Raw genomic sequence first — 21,062 nt, forward strand, 5'->3', positions numbered from 1 at the left:
GGCGTACGGCCGAACGCATCGGCCTTCTCCGTACCGCCCTTGCCGTCCAGCGACACACTCTGGATGTTGCCGTTCAAGTGCTGGTAGAACCACCAGCCGACACCGGCCGTGCCGAGTACCAGGAGCGACAGGCACACCGCGGCGATCTTCAGCACTCGCTTCCCGCGCCCCGCACCGGCTCGGCGCCGCGAACGACTGCCGGCACGTGAGCGGGCCGCGGCCCGCCCGCCCGGGCGCGGTCCGTCGGGCTCGCCCGTGCGCTGTCCGGGCACCCGGGCGCTGCGGGCGCGCGTGGCCTGGCCACCCCGGCCGTCCCAGGGGTCGCTCATCTACCCACTCCCATGAACGGTCGGGCTCGGCGGGCCGGGCCGTCAGGTGTGCGGCCGGGCAAGCGCGGCGGTGTTCGGGCAGGCGGAAAGCGGTGGCTCCGCCTGAATTGCGTGATTGCGCAATCTAACAAACCCGTGGCCCGAACAGCACGGATCCTGTGGGAATTCACAGGTGAGGGATCTCATGGAACCGAGGAGTGGGCCCCGGTGGGCTCAGACCTCGACCTCGTGCAGCTGCCGTACGGAGGCGGACGCGTGCTGCGAGCGAGCGGTGAGCTGCCCGACCAGCACCCGCACGACGGTCACGATGTCGGGGTCGTCGATGAAGTAGACCTGCCGGCGGCCCTCACGGCGGGAGCTGACGAGCCCGGCGAGCTTCAGCTTGGCCAGGTGCTGGCTGACCGCGGGCAGCGCACCGCCCACCCGGTCGGCGAGGTGCGTCACATCGCTCTCGCCCTGCGCCAGCGCCCACATCAGGTGCAGCCGGGCCGACGAGGCGAGCAGCCCGAACGTCGCGGCCGCCGCCGCCAGCACCTCGGCCGACGGATCCTCGAAGCCGCCGTTCTCCGCCACAATCCTCTCCTGCCCCCGCCCGCTTCACCGTTCACGCACATGCGGGCACCCAGTGTAGGGGTCCGCCCAAAGTTCCCCCCGGGCGGACGAGGACTGCGTGTGCGGTTGTTCGATGAGGACTGTGTGTGCGGTTACTTGATGTACACCAGGCCGTCCGTGGTGACGGTCGGACGGCCGCTGGTGCCGACCACGACGATCTTGACCGTGTGCGTGGCGCTGCTGGACCAGGTCTTGGTCCAGATGGCCTGGCGGTACTGCGTGGTGGTGGCCTTCAGGTCGATCGTGGCGGTCTTGGTGCCGTCCACGTAGACGTCCGCCTGCCCGGAGGTGGAGGCGCGGGAGACCACCCAGGCGGCGTCGCGGCCGGTGAAGGTCAAGGTGAGGGCAGCGCTCTTCGAGCCGCTGGAGTACGACTTGCCCCCGAGGCAGCTGGTGGACGAACGGGTCGTCCGGCTGCCGGACTTGGTGGCGGAGGTCTCCTGAAGGATCAACCAGGTGGCGGCGGTGCCGGACGCGGCCGTGCCGTTGGAACTGGTGGTGGTCGGGCCGAAGGTGGCCGTCGTCGGGGACAGCAGGATCACCTGGCGCAGTGCGGTCTCGTCGGCGGCCTTCCAGCCGAGGGTGACGGGGACCGCGCCGGTGCTGACCGTGCCGGTGCGCAGGGAGAGCTTCGGGGCGGTGGTGAAGGTCGGTGCGGTCGTCTCGGCCACGACCTTCAGCGCGGCGCTCGTCGTGGACTTTCCGGACTGGTGGACGGCCCGGACGGCGACGGTGTGCGTGCCCGCGGCCAGCGTGGCGCCGGCCGAGGTGGCGGTACCGGCCACACTGGCGGCGGGCTTGCCGTCGACCAGCAGCTCGAACTTGGAGTTGAGCGAGCCCGGCGTGGTGGTCGTCCAGTCCTTCACGGCTGACCACCTCGACCACGCCCAGGCCACCAGCACCACTCAGGATGCGGGCGCGGTCCCGACCGGCCAACACGGAAGCATGCCGACAGAGGGACACGGCCTCGTCGTGTGGGGAGCGGGATCAGGGCCGGAGCAGGGGCCGGGGCACGAGGGGAGCGGAGCGACGTTCACGCAAGGAGCCGCTCTCCAGGGCGAGTACGCCGCTTCACCTGCCGACCACGCGCCGAGTCACCTCGACACCGCCCCGGTGACCGACGCGGCAGCAGTCTTCGGCACAGAGCACTGAATCTGGTCGGCGTTTCGGCCAACCCCGGTCCCGCTGCCTCCTGTTGTGCGGCAAGGATCGGTGCACCGGGCACGCTCCATGGTGGGCTCTGTGCCGGGGTTCTGAGCACGGCTGAAATACGTGTGTTCGATATCGGTGCCGGGTCGTTGAGTCACGTGACCAGCCGGAGCGACCGTCAGGGGGATCACGTTGACCTCGGCCGACACACGCGATCAACAGGACACGCCACCTCCTCCGCCACCGCCGGCGGAGATCAGATACAGCGGGCAGTACTCGGTCAACCCGTTGGCCGAGGTGTCCTTCCGGCGGATGTGCAGGCAGATTCCCGCGGTACTGGCCCGGATCGGACGGCTGTCGTGGCGCACCGACCGGCGTGCGGTGCAGTTGCTGCTCGGCTGCCAGGTGGTGACGGGGGTGTCCGCGGCGGTCCAACTCGCCGCGACGGCCCGGGCGATGGGGTACGTCCTCGGGCCGGGCCCGGTCGGCGAACGGCTGGGCGCGGCCGTGCCGGCGCTGGTGGTCGTGGCCGCCGCTGCCGCGCTCGCCCGGGGTGCGGGCGCGGTGGCGACGTACGCCGAGCGCCGGATCACGCCGCTGCTGACGACCGAGACCGACAGTGCCCTGGTGGAGGCGGTGTGCCGGGTGGAGGCGGCGGCCTACGCGGTCGACGGCTTCACCGACCGGCAGGAGGCGGCGGAGATGGGGGTGATGCGCACCATTGTGATGGTGGCCGACGCCCAGCGGTTCATGTCCGCGCTCATCCGCATGATCACCGCCAGCGGTGTCCTGTCCGTGCTGAACCTGATGATGCTGCCGCTGCTCCTCCTCGCCGTGCTGCCCGCGGGGATCGGCGCCCTCCTGACGGCCCGGGTGGACTACGAGATCCACTACGCCAACGTGGCCAACCGCAACGCACGCGGAATGATGCGCTGGTGGGCGACGACCGCGAAGTACGGGGACGAGGTCCGCGCCAACTCGATGACGGACTACCTGGTGTTCTGGTACCGGTCGCTGTCCGACCGGTGCGACCGGCGCACCATCGCCGCGGCCCCGCGCACGCTGCGGATCGCGCTGCTCACCTCTCTCGCCGGCGGGGTCTTCCTGGTCACCACCTGGGCGGCGCTGGCCTGGCTCGCGGTGAGCGGCCGTATCGCACTCGCGATCGCCGCCACCGCGGTCGTCGCCGTCCAGACCACCCTGGCCGCGCTGTCGCAGGTCGTCGTGAACGGCGCCGCCGTCTTCCACACCAGCCTCTACCTCGGCGACATGCAGGCCTTCCTGGACGACGCGGCGGCCCGCGCCCCGCGCCGGGGGGACCGCGCCGTCACCGGGCCGGTCGAGGAGATCCGGCTCGACGAGGTGGTGTACCAGTACCCCGGCAAGGACAGACCGGCCGTGGACGGCGTCTCCCTCACGCTGCGCAGGGGGTCGATCCTCGCGATCGTCGGTGTCAACGGCTCGGGGAAGTCCACCCTGACCCGGCTGCTCACCGGGATCTACCTGCCGGACAAGGGCAAGGTCACCTGGAACGGCACGGACCTCGCCCACGCCGACCCCGCGGCCGTGTGGGCGAGGACCGGGCTGGTGCCGCAGATCTTCGCCCAGTGGCCGCTGCGGGTCCGCGAGAACATCACGCTCGGCCAGCCCCGCAGCGACGACGACGGACCCGTGTGGGAGGCCGTCGACGCGGTCGGCATGCGCGCGGCCGTGGAGAGCCTCCCGGCCGGACTGGACACCCTCCTCGCCCGGGAGATCTTCGGCGGGGCGGAACTCTCCGGCGGCCAGTGGCAGCGGCTCGCCTGCAGCCGTGCCCTGTACCGCCGGCCGGAGCTGCTGATCCTCGACGAGCCCACCTCACAGATGGATCCCCGGGGTGAGCACGCCATCTTCGGGCGGATCAGGACCATCGCCGCCGACCGGATCACGGTGGTGGTCACCCACCGGCTGGAGAACACGAAGGTCGCCGACCACATCGTGGTACTGGACGACGGCCGCATCACCGAGCAGGGCTCGTACGACGACCTGGTCCACGCGGGCGGCACCTTCGCCGAGCTGCTGGCGCTGTCCCACGACCGCTGAGAGGTCAGGGGCGGTCCGCGGCGGCCGGGCGCCAGAGCACCGGCAGGTCCGCGGGCCGTACCCGCACCGTCACCGGCAGCGTGGCCTCCACCTCGCCGTCAGCTCCGTAGGGGACCGGGCGGGTGGCCTCGATGCGGATCTCCTTTCCGCGCAGGACCCGCACCTCGGGGCGGTGGACGTGGCCGCCGGTCTTCAGCTCGTTCATGAGGGCGAAGAACAGCCGGCGCGGCGCCTCGCGGATCATGACGATGTCCAGCAGTCCGTCGTCGACCCGGGCGTCGGGGGCGATGAGCCGGCCGGAGCCGTAGTAGGGGGAGTTGGCGGCCACGACGGTGTAGCCGCGATGGGCGTGTTCCTCGCCGTCGACGGTGACGCGGTAGTCCGCCGGCCGCCAGGTGGTCACCGCGCGCAGGCCGCCCGCGTAGTACGAGGCGGAGCCGCGCAGCAGCCGGGCCTCGTTGGCGTGGCGGTTGGCCAGCGCGTCGACCCCGGCGTAGACGCTGCCGAGGACCACGGTGCGCTGGTGCACGGCCGACTCCACCTCGATGGTGTCGACATGGCTGGGCTCGGCGTGCAGGAGGATGTCGGCGAGGGCGGCCGGGTCGGACGGCAGGTTCAGCGCCCGGGCGAAGTCGTTGCCCCGCCCGGCGGGTACGAGGCCCAGGACCGTACCCGTGCCGCTGAGCGCTCCGCCGATGCCGCCGGCCATGCCGTCGCCGCCGACCGCCAGGACCACCCGGCCGCGCTCCCCGGCCTGCCGGGCGATGTCCTGGGCGTGGGCGAGGCTGTGGCTGTACTCCGTCTCCAGCTCGGCCCCGGCCTCGCGGAGCAGTCGGGCCAGTTGGAGCAGCGATGCCGCTCCGGTCGAGTCGCCCGCGGTCGGGTTGACGACGGCGGTGAACTGTCGCATCGGTGGGCCTCCGGGCGATGACGAGAGTGACGGGCTGGGCGGGGGCGGATCAGTCGGTGGGCAGCAGGACGCCCGGGTTGAGGAGTCCCTCGGGGTCCAGGCGGCGCTTGACGGCGCGCAGGGCCTCGACGGCCAGGGGTCCGGTCTCCCTGACATACCAGTCTCGGTGGTCGGTGCCCACCCCGTGGTGGTGGCTGATGGTGCCCCCGGCGGCGAGCAGGGCGTCGTTGGCGGCGTGCTTGGCGCGCGTCCAGTGCGCGACGGGCTCCTCGCCCTGGGCGCTGACGACCGTGAAGTACAGGGAGGCGCCGTTCTCGTACACGTGGGAGATGTGGCACATCACCAGGGGCGGGGTGCCGGCCTCGGTGAGCGTGTCGGTGAGGGCGGTGCGGACCGCCGCGTACAGGTCGGGGATCCGGGACCAGAAGGCCGCGGTCTCCAGCGTCTCGGCGAAGGCTCCCGCGTCGAGCAGGGAGTCGCGCAGGTAGGGCGCGGAGTAGCGGCCGTGGGCCCAGCGTTCGCCCGGTTCGGATCCGACCAGGATGCCGCCGGCGTCCCGCAGGATGGCCGCCGCCTGCTCACGGCGCTGGGCCGTGTCCTCGGCCGTGCCCTCGTAGCCGGTGATGGCCATGCATCCGGCGTTGCTCTCCAGGCCGGCACCGATGGCGTCCGGCTGGGCGAGGCCGATGAGCGTCTCGGTCTCGTCGGACAGGCGCAGCACGGTCGGCCGGGGTCCGTCCTGGGCGAGCCGGCGCAGGGCCGCCGCTCCCTCCTCGAAGGAGGCGAACCGCCAGCCCTCGTAGACGCGCACCTCGGGCAGCGGGCGGATCCGTACGAGAACGGAGGTGATGACGCCGAAGGCACCCTCGGAGCCGAGGATGAGCTGGCGCAGGTCGGGTCCCGCGGCGGAGCGGGGGGCGCGGCCGGTCTCCACGGTTCCCTCGGGGGTGGCGAGGGTGAGGCCGAGCACCATCTCGTCGAAGCGGCCGTATCCGGCGGAGGCCTGTCCGCTGGAGCGGGCGGCGGCGAAGCCGCCGATGGTGGCCCACTCGAAGGACTGCGGGAAGTGGCCGAGGGTGAAGCCCTCTTCGTTGAGCAGGGCCTCGGCCTCGGGGGCGCGCAGACCGGGCTGGAGCACGGCGGTGCGGGAGACCCGGTCCAGGTGCTGCAGTTGGTCCATGCGGCGCAGGTCCAGGGCGACGAAGGCGCGCCGCTCGGGGGCGAGTCCGCCGACGACGGAGGTGCCGCCGCCGAAGGGGACGACGGCCAGGCCGTGCGCGGCGCAGGCTCGCAGTACTGCGAGGACTTCGTCGTGGGTCGCGGGCAGGACCACGGCCTGCGGGACGTCGGAGACGTCGCCGGCGCGCAGCCGCAGCAGGTCGGGGGTGGACTTGCCGCGGGTGTGCCGGATGCGGCTCTCGGCGTCCGTGCGGACGTGGTCCGCGCCGCCGACGGCCTGGGCGAGTGCCTTCAGCGCAGCCGGGTCGGCCGTGGGCGCGGGCAGGTCGATGTCCTCCAGGGCGAGCGCCGGCGTGCTGCGCGGTTTGACGCCGAGCAGGTCGCGCAGCAGTCCGGTCACCGAGTCGGGCAGCGGTGCCGCCTTGGCCGGGTCGCCCCAGCCGTTCCACAGCATGTCCATCGAAGGGTCGTCCTCACAGATCGGTGTGCTCGGTTCGCGCGGCGGCGTCTCCGCCCGGCCCCCGGGGCGTTACACTGTGACACATGACGCCTATTCGTCACAACGGTGCAGACAGTTCTGGCAACGATCACGTGCTCGACGCGGTGCGCGACTGTGTGCTGGCCGTCGGAGTCCGCCGCACCACCCTCGCCGACGTGGCCCGCCGCGCCGGCGTCTCGCGGATGACGCTGTACCGGCGCTGGCCCGACCTGCGCACGCTGGTGGGCGATCTGATGACCCGAGAGTGGATCGACGTGGCCACCCGCGCGATACCCGAGCCCGCTCCCGGCACCGACACGCGCGGCCGGATGGTGGCGGGTCTGGTGGCCGGGGTGGAGGCGTTCCGCGCCCACCCGCTCTTCGGCAAGATCGTCGACGTCGATCCCGAACTGCTGCTCCCCTATGTGCTCGACCGGCGCGGGGCGAGCCAGGAGGCGCTGCTGGAACTGCTGGCCGGCGCGCTGCGCGAGGGCCACGCGGACGGATCGGTACGCACCGCTCACGTCGAGCGGCAGGCCCGGGGCCTGCTGCTGATCGTGCAGTCCTTCGCCCTGTCCCTGCGCACGATGACCGACGAGGACGATCCCGACCTCGACTCCGCCGCCCTGCTGGGCGAGCTGCGCACCCTTCTGGAGAGGACCCTGACGCCATGAGTCACAACGAGGCCGTACGAGGCTCGTCCCTCAGCGCGGGTCGGCGGACCCGGGAACTGGCCGAGGCCACCGACGGCAGGGTCGCCGACGTCCTGGTCGTCGGGCTCGGCGCCACGGGGGCCGGAGCCGCCCTGGACGCGGCCGCCCGCGGTCTCGACGTCGTCGCCGTCGACGCGCACGACCTGGCCTTCGGCACCTCCCGCTGGAGCTCCAAGCTCATCCACGGCGGGCTGCGCTATCTGGCCTCCGCACAGTTCGACGTCGCCCACGAGAGCGCGGTCGAACGCGGGGTCCTGATGACCCGCACCGCCCCGCACCTGGTCGCCGCCCAGCCGTTCGTGCTGCCGCTGACCCCGCTCGTGTCGCGGGCGCAGGCCTCGCTGGCCTGGGCCGGGTTCCGGGCCGGCGACATGCTGCGGCTGGCCGCCCGGACCCCGCGGCAGGTGCTGCCCGCCCCGCGCCGGCTGTCGGCGACGGAGGCCCGGCACCTGGCGCCCTCGGTGCGCGCGGCCGACCTGCGCGGCGGGCTGCTGTCCTGGGACGGGAAGGTCACCGACGACGCCCGGCTGGTGACCGCGCTGGCGCGCACCGCCGCCACGCGGGGCGCCCGGGTGCTGACCCGGGTCAGGGTGCTGGAGCCGACCGGGACCGGCGCCCGCATACGCGACGAACTCACCGGCGAGGAGGGCGAGATCCGCGCCCGCGCCGTGATCAACGCCACCGGTGTGTGGGCGGGTGACCTGGTCGAGGGGATCCGGATCCGTCCCTCCCGCGGCACCCACCTGGTGCTGCGCTCGGAGCGGCTCGGCACCCTGCCGGCCGGCCTGCACCTCCCGATCCCCGGCGAGACCAACCGCTTCGTCCTGGTGCTGCCCCAGGGGGACGGCCGGGTCTACGTCGGACTCACCGACGAGCCGGTCGACGGCCCGATCCCCGACGTGCCGGAGGTCCCCGAGACCGACATCGGCTTCCTGCTGGACGTGCTCGGGTCCGTACTGGACACGCCGGTACGCCGGGACGAGGTCGTCGGCGCCTTCGCCGGGCTGCGCCCCCTGCTGGACACCAGCGGGCACGACGGCCCGGGTGACGCACCGGCCCGTACCTCCGACATCTCCCGCCGGCACGCGGTGCTGACCTCTCCCGACGGGGTGACGACCATCGTGGGCGGGAAGCTCACCACCTACCGCCGGATGGCGCAGGACGCCGTGGACGCCGCGGTCGAGGCCCGTGGCCTGCCCGTGCGCCCCTCCCCCACCGCCCGCCTGCCGCTGGTCGGCGCCACCGCACCGGACCGGCTGCGTGCCGTACCCGCGCCCCGCCGCCTGGTCCGCCGCTACGGCACCGAGGCCCCGGCGGTCCACGCCCTCATGGAACGGGATCCGGCCCTGGCCGAACCGGTGCTGCCGGGGTATCCGGTCACCCGGGCCGAACTCGTGTGGGCCGCTCGGCACGAGGGCGCCCTCGACGCGGCGGACCTCCTGGACCGGCGCACCCGGATCGGCGTCGTCCCCGAGGACCGCGCCGAGGCGCTCGCGATCGCCGGGGAGGTCCTGGCCCAGGCCGGCACTCTGGCCTGACCAAGGTCAGGTGAGTGAGCCGGTGTTGACCGGATCGCCGGAGCGCGGCCGGGGAACGGTGCCGCTCGGCGGCGGCACCTCGCCCCGTTCCACCCACGCCGTCAGCGCGGTGAAGGCGGCGCGGTAGCAGGGCAGGATCGGCCGCAGCCGGTCCGGGAAGGTGTCGTAGAGGCTGTCGACGTGGGTGCCGCCCTCGATCCGGTAGTACCGGTGCAGCCCGGACCGGCCCTGCTCGGCGATCATCCGCGCGTAGACGTCGGACTGGACGGTGATGGGCAGCAACGCGTCCAGGGTTCCGTGCAGCGTGATCATCGGCCGGCCGATGCGGCCGGTGAGCGAGATCCGGGCGACGGCGTCATGGACGGGGCGGGGCCGTGCGGCGTAGTCGTACGCGGCGTCGGAGGGGCAGGGGGCGAGGATCTCCTCGGGGGTCGTACCGGCCGAGGCGCCGGGGCAGGCGGGGTCGTAGCCGGGGTCGAACTCGGTGCGGTAGATCTTCTGGGTCAGACCCCAGTACACCTTCTCGTGGTAGGGCCACAGGAACTCCGACCCGCGTGCGAAGCCGGCCGCGTACATGTCCTCGTCGTCGGCCCGGCCCAGTTGGCGGGCGACGGCGGTGGGCAGGAAGGTGAGCAGGTTCGGGCCTTCGGGCCGCCACAGCGGGCCCTCCCAGTCGACGCCGCCGTCGTACAGCTCGGGATGGTTCTCCAGCTGCCAGCGGGTGAGATAGCCGCTGTTGGAGATCCCGGTCATGTACGTGCGGCGCGGGGCGTATCCGTAGTGCTGGGCGACCACGGCCTTGGCGGCCCGGGTCAGCTGGGTCGTGCGCCGGTTCCACTCGGCGACGGCGTCGCCGGGACGAACGCCGTCGGTGTAGAAGTCCGGGCCGCAGTTGCCCTTGTCGGTGGCGGCGAAGGCGTAGCCCTGGGCCAGCACCCAGTCGGAGACGAGGGTGTCCATCGAGTACTGCCGGCGCACGCCGGGGGCGCCGGTGACGACCAGCTTGCCGTTCCAGTGCTCGGGCAGCCGGATGACGAACTGGGCGTCGTGGTTCCAGCCGTGCGTGGTGTTCAGGTGCGAGGAGCCGGGGAAGTAGCCGTCGATCTGCCATCCGGGCACGCCGGAGGGGTTGTGGGTGCCCTGGGCGGCGAGTCCGGCCCAGTCCGCCGGGTCGGTGTAGGGCGTGCCGGTGAGGGCACTGGTCGTCAGATCGTCGTGATGGGAGACCAGCTGCCGTTCGGCACCGGGGACCGTGATCCGGCGCCGGCGGGTGGAACCGGCGTCGGCTCGGGCGGCGGCCGAGGGCGTGACCGCCGATGCCGCCAGCAGGGCGGCGGACAGGAGAGTGGTTCGTCGACTGGGGCGCATGACGCACATCGTTGGCTTGCTGCGCCGGGTCGGCCATGGAGGCAGCCCACACTCCGGTGGCGTCCGCAGTAGAGCCGACCAACATGCTGCGACGAGCGTCTCCGGCGTGCGGGCCATCGGTGCCTGCGGCACGCTACGGGGAGGGACAGAGAAGGGGAGTGATGCGGCATGACCCTCGAACCAGACCCCGCTTCCGCGTCGCCTCCTCCCCAGGTGCGGCCCTGGGCCGTCGACGACCTGCCGGCCCTGGACCCGGATCCCTTCCTGGACGAGGTGCTCCGCGACGAGCCGATCACCCGGATCAGCCTGCCGTACGGCTCCGGACACGCCTGGCTCGTCACGCGGTACGAGGACGTCCGGTTCGTCACGTCCGATCCGCGCTTCTCCCGTGAGGAGGTCGTCGGCAGGTCGGTGACCAGCATGGCGCCGCAGGCCGTGGCCTCGCAGACGGCGGGCCTGCAGTACATCGACCCGCCCCGGCACACCCGGCTGCGCAGGGTCGTGGCCAGGGCGTTCACCGGCAAGGGCATGGCCAGGCTGCGCCCGCCGGCGGAGCGCACCGCCCACCGGATGCTCGACGGGATGGAACGGGCCGGCCCTCCGGGCGATCTGATGGAGCATCTGCACACGCCCTTCCCGATCGCCGTCGTCTGCTTCTTCCTCGGCGCGGACGAGGACGACTGGCACGAGTGGGCCGGCAACTCCGAAGCGCTCCTGGCCAAGGCGCCGGACGGCAGCGAACGCCATCAGGCGGCGCGCCGGACCACGCGCGGCCGCGTGATCGACCTGCTCGAACGCCGCCGCGCCGAACCCCGCGACGACCTGGCAGGAGTGCTGGCCCACGCCGCCCAGGCCGGTGAGATCACCGACGAGGAGGCGATCTCGCTGGCCATGGCCATCTACGTCAGCGGCGGTCACGCGGTGCGCAACAACAGCGGCTCGATGATGTACGCGCTGCTGACCCATCCGGAGCAGCTCGACCGGCTGCGCAGCACTCCCGAACTGCTGCCCAGGGCCGTGGAGGAGCTGTACCGCTTCGTCCCGCACCGCAACGGCGTCGGGATTCCCCGCATCGCCACCGAGGACGTGGAGATCGGCGGCCACCTCATCCGCAAGGGCGAGGCCGTGTACAACGCCTATGTCGCCGCGAACCGCGATCCCTCGGTCTTCCCCGAACCGGACGTACTGGACTTCGACCGGGACGGTGCCGGCCACCTGGCCTTCGGGCACGGACCCCACTTCTGCCTGGCGGCCCTGATGGCCCGTATGGAGGCCGAGGTCATGATCAAGGCCGTGCTCGACCGCTTCCCCGGTGTCCGGCTCGCCGTACCCGCCGACGAGGTCGAGTTCCAGCGCGAGGGGCTCATCCGCGGGCCGAGGACTCTGCCGGTCACCTGGTGACGCACGTCCTTCTGATCAGGCGAAGCGACGGGCCAGACTCTCCAGGACGGCCACCGCCTGGTGAGCGTGCTCGTACGGCACGAAGAGGTGGTCGTGGTGGAACCCGGCGACCACGTTGCAGCTCAGGCCGGCGTCGGCGAGTTCCCGCGCCACAGCGGCCGTCAGCCCCACCGCCTCAAGGGCCGAGTGGACGCGCAAGGTGATCCAGGCGGCCACGTAGTCGTACCCCAGTCCCGCCGCGTCCGCCTCGTCGAGCCGCGCCACCAGGGTCAGGCCCTCCTGCTCGGCGACCGTGACCACAGGGGTGATGCCGGAGGGCACACCGCCCTCGACGGTGGTGAACACGTAGCGGCCCGGATTCAGCTCCGGACGCATCCCGCTCAGCAGCTTCTGCAGATCTCTCTCGCCGGTCATGATCCCCACGGTACGGAACGTTCGATCAGCGCTGCTCGAAATGGCTCGGTCTGTCGTCGTGGTCGACCAGACGGCCCAGCCGGGCGGCCCGCTCGCGGGGCATGAGCGTCCAGGTGCCGTCGGTGCGGCGGAGGGCGGCCGAGTGCCATGGGGTGGTCCAGGCGTCCGGGGCATCGAGGAGGCGGATGCCGAACTTGGCATCGCCGACGGGCTGGGGATGGATGGACAGCCGGACGGCATGGGGGTGGTGCTCGGCGACGAGGGCGCCCCAGGCGCGGCTGCGCCGGATGACGCCGTAGGCCCGCTGACGGCACTCCCGTTGGAGGGCGGAGCGGGTGCCGGGGAAGTCTGCGGTGTCCTCGACGAGGAAGCGGGTGATGCCGCGGTAGAGGGCGCGGGTGGCGTCGTCGGACCGGACCAGGGCGCGCAGGGCCTCGGCCGTCGGGGCGTACCGCTCCTGCACACGGGCGCGCTTCACGTCGTGCGGAAGAGGGCCGTAGACGTCCCGCAGGTCGAAGACCGACAGTCTGTCGAGGGCCAAGTCGTGGATGAGGGTGTGCAGTTCGTCGGCGTAGGCGTCGATGTGCCGGTCGGGCACCCGGACGAGATCGCCGAAGACATGGCCGTCGGAGCAGATGATCACCCGGGCGCCGGGCGGGTGGATCCGCTCGATCTCGGTGCACAGGGTGTTCAGGAAGCGCAGGGACAGCCGCTCCGCCTGGTCGGGCAGGTGGCCGAGGACCTTGGCCGGGTTGGGTGACTTGCAGGGGAAGCCGGGCAGGGTGAACTCGACGGGTGCGCCGTCGCGTACGAAGCCGGCGATCCGGCGCCGCTGGTGCGCGAACGCCTCGGCGGGGGCGGGGGCGGGGGCGCGGTCGGTGGTGCGGTGGTGGGGCAGCAGCAGGTTCAGGATGTCGGTGCTGATGCGCGTGGGCGAGGCGGTCGTCAGCAGCATGTCGCTCCTTGGGAGGGGAGGGCTCGGTCAGCGGCGTCGGTCGTAGCCGACGGGCAGGTGGTGGGTGCCGCGGCCGAGGACGGCCGGGATCCAGGCGAGGTCCTCGTCGGCGACGGCGAGGTGCAGGCCGGGCAGCCGGGCGAGCAGGGTGCCGAGGGCGATCTGAAGTTCGGCGCGGGCGAGGGCGGCGCCGGGGCAGAAGTGGATGCCGTGGCCGAAGGCGAGGTGGGGGTTGGGGCTGCGGTCGAGGTCGAGGGTGTCGGGGGCGGGGAAGCGGCGCGGGTCGCGGTTGGCGGCGCACAGGGAGACGATCACGGAGTCGCCGGCCGGGATCGTGGTGCCGTGCAGGTCGCTGTCCCGGTCGAAGAAGCGCCAGGTGGTCAGCTCGAAGGCGCTGTCGTGGCGCAGGAGTTCCTCGACCGCGCGGGGCAGCAGGTCCGGGGTGTCGCGCAGGCGGGCGAGCTGGTCCGGGTGGCGGAAGAGGGCGATCAGGGCAGTGGTGATCTGGTTGGTGACTGGTTCCTGGCCGGCCACCAGGAGCTGGAAGATCATGGAGTCCAGCTCCTCCTGGGACAGTTCGCCCCGGTCCCGGGCCACGACGAGCCGGCTGAGCAGGTCGTCGTCCTGGTGGTCGCGCTTGTGGGCCACGACGTCGGCGATGTAGCTCTGCAGGCCGTGCAGCCGGGCCTCGTACGCGGGCCGCCCGGGGTCGTTGGGCCCGACCGGCTGGACGACCTTGCCCCAGTCGCGGTCGAAGCGGTCCGCCAACTCCTTCGGGAGGCCGATGACTTCGGCGAGTACCTGGAAGGGGAAGGGTGCGGCGAAGTCGCTGACGAGGTCCGCGGGACCGGTCTCGGGCAGCGCGGCGACGAGCGCGTCGGCCAGTTGCTGGAACCGGGGCCGCAGGCTCTCGATGCGGCGCGGAGTGAAGGCGTCGGTGACGATGCGCCGCATGCGGGTGTGCTCGGGCGGGTCCTGGTGGAGGAGATGGACCTGGAGCCGGGAGTGCTGCGGCTCGGGCATGATCGAGGCGCGAGCGCGCCAGCGGTCGTTGCCGCGGTCGTGGTTCTTGCCGAGCCGGTCGTCGCCGAGGGCGGAGTGGGCGGCGTCGTAGCCGGTCACCAGCCAGGCCTGTACGCCGCTGGGGAAGAGGACGCGGTGGACCGGGCCGGCCTCGCGCATCCGCTCGTAGAGGGGGTAGGGGTTGGTCTTGTAGGGGCAGCCCATCAGCGGGACCGGATCGGGCAGTGTCGTCATGGGGGTTCCTCAGAGGGCGAGTTCGGGGCGGTAGTGGTCCAGCCAGAGGGCGAGGTCGACGACGCGTTCGAGGCGCAGTCGATGGCCCCACTCCAGCCGGTCGGACGGTGTGTCCAGGCAGGGCTTGAGGCGGGTCTCGTCGGTGAGGGCGCGGACCTGCTCGGCGGCGAGGGCGTCGCGGGCGAGCTGCTGCAGGCCGCGGTTGTAGTCGGGGTGGTGGGTGGCCGGGTAGTGGTTCTTGGGGCGGTGGAGCACCGAGTCCGGGGCGAGTCCTGCTCCCGCGGCGCGCAGCAGGCTCTTCTCCCTGCCGTCGTGGCTCTTCAGGGCCCACGGTGTGGTGAAGGCGTACTCGACGAGCCGGTGGTCGCAGTACGGCACCCGCACCTCCAGGCCCTGGGCCATGCTCAACCGGTCCTTGCGGTGCAGGAGTTGGCGCAGCCAGCGGGTCAGGGACAGGTGCTGCAGCTCGCGCTGCCGGTGCTCGGCGGGGGTCTCGCCGTCCAGGTGGGGTACGGCGGCCAGCGCGGTGCGGTAGGTGTCGTCGCGGAACTCGGCGATGCGCAAGTCGAGTTCGGGGTTGAGTGGCATCGCGGCCTCGTCGCCCGTCACCAGCAGCCAGGGAAAGGTGCCGGCGGCCAGCGCCTTGGGACTGTGGAACCAGGGGTAGCCGCCGAAGACCTCGTCGGCGGCCTCGCCGGACACAGCGACGGTGGAGTGCTGTCGTATCTCGCCGAACAGCAGATACAGCGAGGTGTCCATGTCGCCGACGCCGATCGGCGAGTCCCGGGCGACGACGACCGCCGTCCGGTGCGCGGGGTCGAGGAGGGAGCGCGGGTCGAGGACGACGGTGCTGTGGTCGGTGCCGATGAAGGCACCCGCTTCGACGGCGTACGGGGTGTCGTGGCCGGTGCGCAGGACGTCGCCGGTGAACTCGACGGCCTGGTCGCTGTAGTCGACCGCGTAGGAGCGGATGCGGGCCTGCGGCCCCTGTCGCGACCGGAGTTCACCGGCGAGCAGGGCGGTCAGAACGGTGGAGTCGAGCCCTCCGGAGAGCAGGCTGCACAGCGGGACGTCGGCCTCCAACTGGCTGTGCGCGGCGGCGCCGACCAGCTCGCGGACCCGCTCGACGGTCGTGTCCCGGTCGTCGGTGTGGGGCGCGGCCTCCAGCTGCCAGTAGCGGCGCTCCCGGATCCCGTCCCTGTCCAGGACGAGCAGCCCGCCGGGCTCGACCTCCCGTACCCCGGACCACACCGTCGGCCCGGTGTTGAACAGCAGGCTGTACGCCTCCCGCAGCCCGTCCGCGTCGACCCGGGGCCGTATCTCCGGGTGGGCGAAGAGCGCCTTCGGCTCGGAGGCGAAGGCCAGGCCACCGTCGACGGCGGCCCAATGGAGTGGCTTGACACCGAGCCGGTCCCGCACCAGCAGCAGCCGCTGCTCGCGCTCGTCCCACACGGCGAACGCGAACATGCCCTCCAAGTGCTCGGCCACCGCCTCGCCCCATTCGGCGTAGGCGCGCAGCACCACCTCGGTGTCGCTGCGGGTGCGGAAGACATGCCCTCGGCGGCGCAACTCAGCCCGCAGGTGATGGTGGTTGTAGACCTCGCCGCTGTAACTGAGCACGATCGCCGGCTCGTCGGGCCGGTCGGTCATCGGCTGCACGCCGCCTTCGAGGTCGATCACGGCCAGTCGCCGGTGGCCGATCGCGGCCCGCTCACCGAGCCAGACACCTCCGGCGTCGGGGCCGCGCGGGGCGAGCGTGGCAGTCATGGCCTCGATGACCGGGGTCTGCGTGCGGGCGTCGCTGTGGAACGACACCCAGCCGGTGATTCCGCACATGGGCAACGGCTCCTGGGTCAGGGGGAGATGGGGGCGGTGGTCTTGTCGGGGAAGGCGGCGGGGCGCCGGCCGGGCAGGGCGCGCATGGGCGGCTCCTGGTCAGGGGAAACGGGGTCGGTGGACTTCTAGGGGACGGCGGCTGGACGCCAGCCAGGGCGAGCGAGCACGGGTCGGCTCCTGGTCAGGGGAGACCGGGTCGGTGGCCTTCTCGGGAACGGTGGCCGGCCGCCGGCCAGGCAGGGCGAGCAGAGGAACGGCTCCTCGGTCAGGGAGAGACGGGGTCAGTGGACTTCACACGGACGGCGCCGGGGCGCCGGCCGGGCAGGGCGCGCATGGGCGGCTCCTGGTCAGGAGGAAAACGGAGTCGGCGGACTTCTCGGAGAGGGCGGCAGGCCGCCGACCGCGGCCGAGCGAGCACGGGTCGGCTCCTGGTCAGGGGGAAACGGGGTCGGCGGACTTCTCGGGGACGGTGGCGGGTCGCCGGCCGGGCGCGGCGAGCAGCGGTACGGCGAGGCAGGCGGCGACGGCTGCCAGGTACAGCCCGGACCGGGTGCCGGCCAGGGACCAGGCGGTGGTGGCCAGCGCGGGGCCGAGGGCGAAGCCGAGGCATCGGGCGAGCTGCACCGTGGATCCGACGGTGGCCGTCCGGTCCGGCGGGGCGGCGCCCATGACCAAGGTCTGGGCCGGTCCGCCGTTCAGGCCCATGCCGAGGCCGGCCAGGGCCAGCCGCCAGGCCACGTCCACCGGCGACCAGCCGTCGCCCAGTGGTATGCACAACAGCAGTCCGGACGCGGTGAGAACGGCTCCGGTCACGGCCACCGGCCGTGCACCGTACCGGTCTGCCAGGCGCCCGCCGAGCGGTCCGGCCAGGCCCATGGCGAGCGGGAAGGCGAGGACCGTGAGGCCGGTGGCCGTGGCGCTGACGCCTTCGTCGCGCTGCAGGTGCAGGGCGACGACATAGTGCAGGGCGGCGAAGCCGGTCGCGAGGGCCAGCACGGCGCCGTGCGGCCGCAGCAGCGCCGAGGCCCGCAGCACGCCGGCCACCGGACGGCCACCGGGGCCGCGCAGCCACCACCACACCGGCGGTACGGCGGCGAGCGCGAGCAGCAGCCACGCCGGGGTGTCCGCAGCCAGGGTCAGCGCGAGCAGGAGCACGGCCACACCGCCCGCGACCAGGAGCGCGTCCGCCGACTCGCGTCGGCCGGGCGGGCGCAGCCGCCCGTCGCGCGGCAGCGCGCGCCACGCCACCACCAGTGCGAGCGCGCAGAACGGGAGCTTCACCAGGAACACGGAGTGCCAGCCGAAGTGGTCCAGCAGCAGACCGCCCACGGCCGGTCCGGTGACCGCGCCCAGCGGGCCCAGGGTCGCGGGCACGCTCATCGCCCGGCCGCGGGCCTCGGGTCGTACGGAGCGGATCGCGAGGACCGGCATCAGGACGAACAGCGCGGCGGCGAAGGCGCCCTGGGCGAGGCGGGCGGCGATCAGCCAGACCGCCCAGGGCGCGAGGGCCGCGAGCGCGCTGCACAGGCCGAAGCCCGCGGTGGCGGTCAGCACGGCCGGGCGCAGGCTCACCCCGTCCAGCCATCGCCCGGCAGGCAACAGCAGGGCCACCACGGGGAGTTGGTATCCCAGTACGGCCCACTGGGCGGTCGCCGAGGACACCCGCAGGCCGTCGGCGATGTCCGGGAGGGCCACGTTGACGATGTTCATGTCGAGCATCGCGACGAACGACAGCAGGCCCGCCAGCCCGACCAGCCGCCAGCGGTCCGCACCGCCGGGTATGTCACCGGGTTGTTCCGAGCCGGGTCCCTGGTGTGTCACCCCTCCGCCCCTCCCCTTCGTACGTGGACCGCCGGTCTGCGGCCTCGTCCCACAAGTCGGGGCGAACGGCCTGCGAGTTCCCGGCCCGGTGGTCGAAGGCGATCAGCGGGTCGCCGGTGAGGGGGTGGTCGACGACGGCCGCCCGTACGCCGAACACCTCGGCCATCAGAGCCGGTGTCAGGACGTCGCGCGGCGGCCCCGAGGCGACCACGGCTCCGGCGTGCAGCACGTGCAGCCGGTCGCACACGGAGGCGGCCGCGTTGAGGTCGTGCAGCGACACCAGGGTCGTACGGCGCCGGGAGCGCAGCAGGGCGAGCAGTTCGACCTGGTGCCGGATGTCCAGATGGTTGGTCGGCTCGTCCAGGACCAGCACGTCCGGGTCCTGGGCGAACGCGCGGGCCAGCAGAACCCGTTGACGCTCGCCGCCGGACAGGGCCGTGAACCTGCGTCCGGCGTGCTCCGCCATGCCGACGTCGGCCAGCGCCCGCAGGACGATGTCCCGGTCGGCGGCGTCCTCCCCGGCGAAGACACGCTTGTAGGGCGTACGGCCCATGGCGACGACCTCGCGCACGCTCAGCTCGAAGTCAGTGCCGCGCTCCTGCGGGAGGGCCGCGATGTGCCGGGCCGACTCGACGGGGGTCAGGTCGCGCAGGTCGGTGCCGGCCAGCAGCACGCGCCCGGCGACGGGTCTCAGGTGCCGGTAGACGGTGCGCAGAAGCGTCGACTTGCCGCTGCCGTTCGGGCCGACCAGGCCGGTGATCTCGCCCTGGCCGGCGATGAGCCGGGCACCGGCCACGACCGTGCGCCCGGCGTAGGCGACGTGCAGGTCCTCGATGTCGATCCTCAACTGCCGCTCCCCAGGCGCCGGTCCAGCAGGTACAAGAGGGCCGGAGCGCCGAGCAGTGAGGTCACCACGCCGACCGGCAGCTCCTGCGTGTCCATGGCCGTACGGCAGACGACGTCGACCACGACCAGCAACAGGGCACCGCACAGCGCGGAGACGGGCAGCAGGCGCCGGTGGTCGCCGCCGACAAGCAGGCGGCACACGTGCGGCACCATCAGCGCGACGAAGGCGATCGCACCGGAGACCGCGACCAGGACGCCGGTCAGCACGCTGGTCACCGTGAACAGCTCGCGGCGCAGACGCCCGACGTCGATGCCGAGTCCGGCGGCCGTCTCGTCGCCCATCAGCAGGGCGTTCAGCCCCCGGGCGCGGGCCTGCAGCCACAGCAGGGCGATCGGCACGGTCACCGCGGGCACGGCGAGCAGCTGCCAACTCGCGCCGCTGAGGCTGCCCATGAGCCAGAACAGGACGCTGTGCGTCTGCTGCTCGTCCCCGGCCTGCAGCACCAGGTAGCTGGTGAAGCCGGACAGGAACTGACCGACCGCCACCCCGGCCAGCACCAGCCTGAGCGGTGCGAAGCCGCCGCCGCGCCGGGCCACCGCCCAGACGAGGGCGAAGGTGGCCAGCGCTCCGGCGAAGGCCGCGCCGGACAGACCGAGGCCCAGCGCTCCGCCCGCACCGAGTCCGAGCACGAGCGCGGCGACCGCGCCGAGCGAGGCGCCGTTGGAGATGCCGAGCAGGTACGGGTCTGCCAGCGGGTTGCGCACCAGGGCCTGCACCGCGGTACCGACGAGACCGAGGCCGGCGCCGACGAGCGCCGCCAACAGGGCGCGCGGCACGCGCAGTTGCCACACGATGAGGTCGTCGGTGCCCGGCCGCGGCACCTCACCGGACAGCCGGCGCCACACCACGCTCCACACCTCGCCCGGCGCGATGGAGGTGGAGCCCCAGGCGACGGCCGTGGTCAGCGCGGCCAGCAGCGCCCCGCCCAGGACCAGTGCGAGCGGCACCACGGGAAGAGTCCGCGTCTCCGTCCTCGTACGGCGGGACGCGGTCGGTGTGGACAGCACCGTCAGCGGACCTTCCCGGGGTGGAGGGTACGGGCGATCGCCTCGACGGTGTCGGCGTTCTCGACCCCGGCGATGGTGGTCCGCTCCGAGCCGACGCGCACGAAGTGACCCTCCTTCACCGCCTTCAGCCCCTTGGTGGCCGCGTTGGACTTCAGCCACCTCTCCGCCTCGTCGAACGCCTTCGCGTCGGCCGCGTCGCTGCCCCGGTCGCGCACCCCGAGCTGGATCCAGTCCGGGTTCCGGGCGATCACGTCCTCCCAGCCGACCTGCTTGAAGTCGCCGTCGCAGTCGGCGAAGACGTTCCGGGCGCCGGCCAGGGTGATCACCGCGTTGGCGATCTGGCGGTTGCAGGTGACGGTGGGCTGCTTGGTGCCGGCGTCGTAGTCGAAGAAGAAGTACGTCGGCCGCGCGCTCTTGGCCGTACCCCGGACCGCCTTGCGGACGGCGTCCACCTTCTGCCGCATCCCGGCGACGAGTTCCTCGGCCTTGGCACTCGTGCCGGTGACCGCACCGAGGGAGGTGATGTCGGCCTCGACCGCCGACAGGTCGGTGACCGGGCCCTCGCTCCCGGCCGCGCAGGCCGTGGACTTCAGGTGGATGTGCTTGATCCCGGCCGCCTGGAACTCCTCCTCGGTCGGCGCGTCTCCCATGCCCCCGCCGCCCATGCTCCCCATGGAGGCGAAGGTGTCCAGGTACAGATCGGCGCCGGAGCCGAGGAGCTTCTCCTTGGGGATGACACTCTCGCCGAGCACCTCGACCTTCCGCGCCTTCGCGTCGAGGTCGCGGGGCAGGGTGCCCTTGCCGGGCGGGAAGCCGGTGCCGATCACACGGTTCCCCGCGCCGAGGCGGAGCAGCAGCTCCAGGGCGGAGGCGTTGCTGGTGACGATCCGCTTCGGTGCGGCGGAGAACGTCGTCCTGGCGCCCGTGCAGTCGGTGACCGACACCGGATAGCCGCCGGAGACGGCCTTGTCCGCGCTCTCGTCCGCCGTTCCCTTCCCGCCGCCGCAGCCCGCCGTCAGCAGGCCGCCGAGCACGAGGGCCGCGGTACCGCCCCACACACGCACACGCATCGAATGTCTCCAGGTCCACTTGGTACTCGGGCGAAC

General features: G+C 72.8%; 16 protein-coding genes and 2 pseudogenes. 4 read left to right on the plus strand and 14 right to left on the minus strand.

The annotated features are described in order from the left end of the window. The 3 genes and pseudogenes from ACFYZZ_RS44055 to ACFYZZ_RS44065 all read right to left on the minus strand — a co-directional run. A pseudogene (locus tag ACFYZZ_RS44055) lies at positions 1–329 on the minus strand (LytR family transcriptional regulator); the annotation flags it as partial. A gap of 213 nt (positions 330–542) precedes the next feature. Next, positions 543–905 (minus strand): ArsR/SmtB family transcription factor, encoded by a 363-nt coding sequence (locus tag ACFYZZ_RS44060; protein ID WP_389189633.1) that lies wholly within the window; start codon positions 903–905, stop codon positions 543–545. A gap of 128 nt (positions 906–1,033) precedes the next feature. Further along, positions 1,034–1,798 (minus strand): annotated as a pseudogene (locus ACFYZZ_RS44065) (N-acetylmuramoyl-L-alanine amidase); the annotation flags it as partial. A 484-nt stretch (positions 1,799–2,282) separates the two neighbouring features. On the opposite strand from ACFYZZ_RS44065, the gene ACFYZZ_RS44070 reads away from it, so the two are divergent. Further along, the gene (locus ACFYZZ_RS44070) at positions 2,283–4,172 is read left to right on the plus strand and encodes an ATP-binding cassette domain-containing protein (RefSeq protein ID WP_389189389.1); all 1,890 of its coding nucleotides are present in this window, start codon (positions 2,283–2,285) and stop codon (positions 4,170–4,172) included. A 4-nt stretch (positions 4,173–4,176) separates the two neighbouring features. Here the strand turns inward: ACFYZZ_RS44070 and ACFYZZ_RS44075 are convergent, their stop codons facing one another. Continuing rightward, entirely contained in the window at positions 4,177–5,082 is a 906-nt protein-coding gene (locus tag ACFYZZ_RS44075; protein ID WP_386578677.1) for a YegS/Rv2252/BmrU family lipid kinase, read from the minus strand. Positions 5,083–5,131: 49 nt separating this feature from the next. Next, positions 5,132–6,721 carry an FAD-binding oxidoreductase gene (locus ACFYZZ_RS44080; RefSeq protein ID WP_389189393.1) on the minus strand — a complete coding sequence of 530 codons (1,590 nt, stop codon included), beginning with the start codon at positions 6,719–6,721 and terminating at the stop codon, positions 5,132–5,134. An 83-nt stretch (positions 6,722–6,804) separates the two neighbouring features. Between ACFYZZ_RS44080 and ACFYZZ_RS44085 the strand changes: the two genes are divergently transcribed. Further along, entirely contained in the window at positions 6,805–7,413 is a 609-nt protein-coding gene (locus ACFYZZ_RS44085; RefSeq protein ID WP_386578679.1) for a TetR/AcrR family transcriptional regulator, read from the plus strand. Beyond that, on the plus strand, positions 7,410–8,990 hold the full coding sequence (locus tag ACFYZZ_RS44090; RefSeq protein WP_389189396.1) for a glycerol-3-phosphate dehydrogenase/oxidase: 1,581 nt from the start codon (positions 7,410–7,412) through the stop codon (positions 8,988–8,990). The genes ACFYZZ_RS44085 and ACFYZZ_RS44090 overlap by 4 nt, the downstream gene beginning before the upstream one ends. Positions 8,991–8,996: 6 nt before the next feature. Here the strand turns inward: ACFYZZ_RS44090 and ACFYZZ_RS44095 are convergent, their stop codons facing one another. Continuing rightward, positions 8,997–10,358 carry a tannase/feruloyl esterase family alpha/beta hydrolase gene (locus tag ACFYZZ_RS44095; RefSeq protein WP_389189399.1) on the minus strand — a complete coding sequence of 454 codons (1,362 nt, stop codon included), beginning with the start codon at positions 10,356–10,358 and terminating at the stop codon, positions 8,997–8,999. A gap of 168 nt (positions 10,359–10,526) precedes the next feature. Between ACFYZZ_RS44095 and ACFYZZ_RS44100 the strand changes: the two genes are divergently transcribed. Continuing rightward, complete coding sequence (locus ACFYZZ_RS44100; RefSeq protein ID WP_389189402.1) at positions 10,527–11,759, plus strand: cytochrome P450; 1,233 nt, start codon at positions 10,527–10,529, stop codon at positions 11,757–11,759. Positions 11,760–11,774: 15 nt separating this feature from the next. Here ACFYZZ_RS44100 and ACFYZZ_RS44105 read toward each other — a convergent pair whose 3' ends face one another. The 8 genes from ACFYZZ_RS44105 to ACFYZZ_RS44140 form a co-directional block, all read right to left on the minus strand. Then, a complete protein-coding gene (locus ACFYZZ_RS44105; RefSeq protein ID WP_386578684.1) occupies positions 11,775–12,173 on the minus strand; it encodes an ACT domain-containing protein in 399 nt (132 codons plus the stop codon). Between the two features lie 25 nt (positions 12,174–12,198). Next, complete coding sequence (locus ACFYZZ_RS44110; protein ID WP_389189405.1) at positions 12,199–13,128, minus strand: L-tyrosine/L-tryptophan isonitrile synthase family protein; 930 nt, start codon at positions 13,126–13,128, stop codon at positions 12,199–12,201. A 27-nt stretch (positions 13,129–13,155) separates the two neighbouring features. Beyond that, positions 13,156–14,385, minus strand: a complete 1,230-nt coding sequence (locus ACFYZZ_RS44115) for a cytochrome P450 (RefSeq protein ID WP_389189408.1) — start codon at positions 14,383–14,385, stop codon at positions 13,156–13,158. Between the two features lie 9 nt (positions 14,386–14,394). Continuing rightward, complete coding sequence (asnB, locus tag ACFYZZ_RS44120; protein WP_389189411.1) at positions 14,395–16,221, minus strand: asparagine synthase (glutamine-hydrolyzing); 1,827 nt, start codon at positions 16,219–16,221, stop codon at positions 14,395–14,397. A 432-nt stretch (positions 16,222–16,653) separates the two neighbouring features. Further along, positions 16,654–18,042 carry an MFS transporter gene (locus tag ACFYZZ_RS44125; protein ID WP_389189414.1) on the minus strand — a complete coding sequence of 463 codons (1,389 nt, stop codon included), beginning with the start codon at positions 18,040–18,042 and terminating at the stop codon, positions 16,654–16,656. Beyond that, positions 18,005–18,889, minus strand: coding sequence for an ABC transporter ATP-binding protein (locus ACFYZZ_RS44130; RefSeq protein ID WP_389189417.1), 885 nt, complete (start codon positions 18,887–18,889; stop codon positions 18,005–18,007). Before ACFYZZ_RS44130 ends, ACFYZZ_RS44125 begins: the two co-directional genes overlap by 38 nt. Then, on the minus strand, positions 18,886–19,956 hold the full coding sequence (locus ACFYZZ_RS44135) for a FecCD family ABC transporter permease (protein WP_389189420.1): 1,071 nt from the start codon (positions 19,954–19,956) through the stop codon (positions 18,886–18,888). The genes ACFYZZ_RS44130 and ACFYZZ_RS44135 overlap by 4 nt, the downstream gene beginning before the upstream one ends. Positions 19,957–19,958: 2 nt before the next feature. Then, positions 19,959–21,026 (minus strand): ABC transporter substrate-binding protein, encoded by a 1,068-nt coding sequence (locus tag ACFYZZ_RS44140; protein ID WP_389189423.1) that lies wholly within the window; start codon positions 21,024–21,026, stop codon positions 19,959–19,961. Positions 21,027–21,062 lie beyond the last annotated feature (36 nt).

Source organism: Streptomyces sp. NPDC001816 (assembly GCF_042892235.1).
Lineage (GTDB): Bacteria > Actinomycetota > Actinomycetes > Streptomycetales > Streptomycetaceae > Streptomyces.

Excerpts from the sequence above, each read along its gene's own strand:
- ACFYZZ_RS44100 (WP_389189402.1), top strand. The coding sequence starts at position 10,527 with ATGACCCTCGAACCAGACCCCGCTTCCGCGTCGCCTCCTCCCCAGGTG.
- asnB (WP_389189411.1), bottom strand. The coding sequence starts at position 16,221 with ATGTGCGGAATCACCGGCTGGGTGTCGTTCCACAGCGACGCCCGCACG.
- ACFYZZ_RS44140 (WP_389189423.1), bottom strand. The coding sequence starts at position 21,026 with ATGCGTGTGCGTGTGTGGGGCGGTACCGCGGCCCTCGTGCTCGGCGGC.
- ACFYZZ_RS44095 (WP_389189399.1), bottom strand. The coding sequence starts at position 10,358 with ATGCGCCCCAGTCGACGAACCACTCTCCTGTCCGCCGCCCTGCTGGCG.
- ACFYZZ_RS44075 (WP_386578677.1), bottom strand. The coding sequence starts at position 5,082 with ATGCGACAGTTCACCGCCGTCGTCAACCCGACCGCGGGCGACTCGACC.
- ACFYZZ_RS44110 (WP_389189405.1), bottom strand. The coding sequence starts at position 13,128 with ATGCTGCTGACGACCGCCTCGCCCACGCGCATCAGCACCGACATCCTG.
- ACFYZZ_RS44115 (WP_389189408.1), bottom strand. The coding sequence starts at position 14,385 with ATGACGACACTGCCCGATCCGGTCCCGCTGATGGGCTGCCCCTACAAG.
- ACFYZZ_RS44085 (WP_386578679.1), top strand. The coding sequence starts at position 6,805 with ATGACGCCTATTCGTCACAACGGTGCAGACAGTTCTGGCAACGATCAC.
- ACFYZZ_RS44090 (WP_389189396.1), top strand. The coding sequence starts at position 7,410 with ATGAGTCACAACGAGGCCGTACGAGGCTCGTCCCTCAGCGCGGGTCGG.
- ACFYZZ_RS44080 (WP_389189393.1), bottom strand. The coding sequence starts at position 6,721 with ATGGACATGCTGTGGAACGGCTGGGGCGACCCGGCCAAGGCGGCACCG.
- ACFYZZ_RS44105 (WP_386578684.1), bottom strand. The coding sequence starts at position 12,173 with ATGACCGGCGAGAGAGATCTGCAGAAGCTGCTGAGCGGGATGCGTCCG.